We start from the raw sequence: 2,090 nt of genomic DNA, 5'->3' as shown, positions 1-2,090 counted from the left end.
TGGACGCGGGCGGGCGCGGTCTGGTGGCGGTGCTCGGGGCGCTGGTGGAGGCGGTCACGGGGGAGGCGGTCGAGGAGACCGCCGTCGCTCCCGCTCTCCCCGCTGCTCCCCCTGCCGCTCCCGCTCCTGCCTCCGCCTCGGGTGCCTCCGCCTCCGCCTCCGCCTCCGCCTCGGGCGAGACGTGCCCCGAGAGCACGGCGCCCGGCGGGCCCGCCTACGAGGTCATCTACCTGCTGGAGGCCGGTGACGCGGCCGTGGCCCGGCTGCGCGAACGGCTCGACGCCCTCGGGGACTCCCTCGTGGTGGTCGGCGGGGACGGGCTGTGGAACGTCCATGTGCACGTCGACGACGCCGGGGCCGCCGTGGAGGCGGGCGTGGAGGCCGGGCGGCCGTACCGGATCAGGATCACCCACTTCGCGGCCGGTGACGTGCACACCGGCGGTGAGCGGCCCGCGCGCGAGCGCGTCCAGCGGGCCGTCGTGGCCGTCGTGCCGGGGGAGGGGCTGGCCGGGCTGTACGCCGAGGCCGGGGCCACCACGGTCCTCGCCCGGCCGGGGGAGCCGCCCGCGAGCGGGGAGCTGACCGAGGCGCTGCGGCGCGCGCACGCCCGCGAGGTGGTGCTGCTGCCGAACGACGCCGAGCTGCGTCACACCGCCGCCGCGGCCGCCGAGCAGGCCCGCGCCGAGGGGATCAGGGTGGCCCTCATCCCGACCCGCTCGGCGGTGCAGGGCATCGCCGCGCTCGCCGTGCACGAACCCGACCGCCGCTTCGACGAGGACGTGGTCCAGATGACCTCGGCGGCGGGCGCCACCCGGCACGCCGAGGTCGTCGTCGCCGAGCGCCAGTCCTGGACCACGGCCGGCATCTGCCAGGCGGGCGACGTCCTGGGCCTGATCGACGGCGACGTGGCGGTGATCGGCCCCGACCTCACGGCCACCGCCGAGACCGTCCTGGACCGGATGCTCCAGGCGGGCGGCGAGCTGGTCACCCTGGTCGTCAGCGACGAGACCCCCGAGGAGGTCGCCGACCGCCTGGAGTCCCTGGTCCGCGAGTCCTACCTGGCCGTGGACACGGTGGTGTACCGGGGCGGCAGGCAGGGATCGCTGCTGCTGATCGGCGTGGAGTAGGGCCCCAGGCCGTGGAGTGGAGCCTCAGGCTTCCGTGGGCGGCTCGGGCAGGTGGCCGAGGAGGTCCGTGGCCTCCGTCCGGCGGGCGTGGGCCACCTCGTCCGTGTCGTCGGCGTCGGCGTAGAGCGCCAGGACGGTACGGGCGCGGGCCCGGGCGCCGTCCTGGTGGCCGAGGTCGAACTCCAGCCTTCCGGCGGCCAGTTCGGCACTCGTGCGGCTGTGGAGGCCGTCGGGGCCGAGCGTCGCGAAGGCCGTCGCCGCCTGCTCCATCTGTTCCAGGACCCCGGCCAACGCGGCCTGGACCGCGTCCTCTTCGGCCGCCTCGGACGCGAGACGGAACAACAGGTCACCGAACTGACGGTGGGTGTGGCCCAGTTCGGCGGTGAGTTCGGCGTGCTCCACCGGGTCGGCCGCGTTCTCCAGTGCCTCCGCGCACTCGCCGACCGCCTCCGCCATCAGCCGCCGCGCGTCCTCGGCCCGGTCCTCCTCGCCCGCCGCCAGCCACGCGCGGGCGCGCAGCGAGCGGACCAGGAAGCGGGTGTTGCCCAACTGCCGCCACAGCTCGGCCGCTTGCACATAGGCGCGGTCGGCCTCGGCCGGCAGACCGGCGTGGCCCAGGGACTCGCCCGCCAGGTGCGCCAGTGTGGCGTGGTCCTGCTGTTCGGGCCAGTGCCGGGCGATCTCGGCCGCGAGCAGCCGCTGTTCGGCCGCCGCCCGGTGCTCGCCCAGCTCGCTCAGACAGTCCCCGAGCCACCAGCGGGTCTGCACCACCGTGCCGTCCCCGTGCCGCTCCACCGACAGCTCGGCCAGCGCCGACTCCAGCACCTCCGCCGCCTCCGCACAGCGACCCTGGCGCAGCAGGGCGCCGCCCAGCAGATGCCGGGCCCAGGCGCCCAGCGTGCCGCTCTCGCCCGCCTCGTCCGCCCAGTGCGCGGCGTCCAGCGCGTGCCCGGCCGCCTCCTC

At 76.5% G+C, this 2,090-nt stretch carries 1 protein-coding gene and 1 pseudogene; one reads left to right on the top strand and one right to left on the bottom strand.

The features are described from left to right. On the top strand, positions 1-1,127 hold a 1,127-nt coding region (locus GTW40_RS02295; RefSeq protein ID WP_161178460.1), incomplete at its 5' end, for a dihydroxyacetone kinase. 24 nt (positions 1,128-1,151) lie between these two features. Here the strand turns inward: GTW40_RS02295 and GTW40_RS02290 are convergent. Then, a pseudogene (locus tag GTW40_RS02290) lies at positions 1,152-2,090 on the bottom strand (tetratricopeptide repeat protein); the annotation flags it as partial.

Origin of the sequence: Streptomyces sp. SID4985, from assembly GCF_009863025.1 — a bacterium.
In the GTDB taxonomy this organism is placed as follows: Bacteria; Actinomycetota; Actinomycetes; order Streptomycetales; family Streptomycetaceae; genus Streptomyces.
The sequence above is the reverse complement of the archived record's forward strand: the minus strand, read 5'-3'. Positions and strand labels throughout refer to the sequence as shown.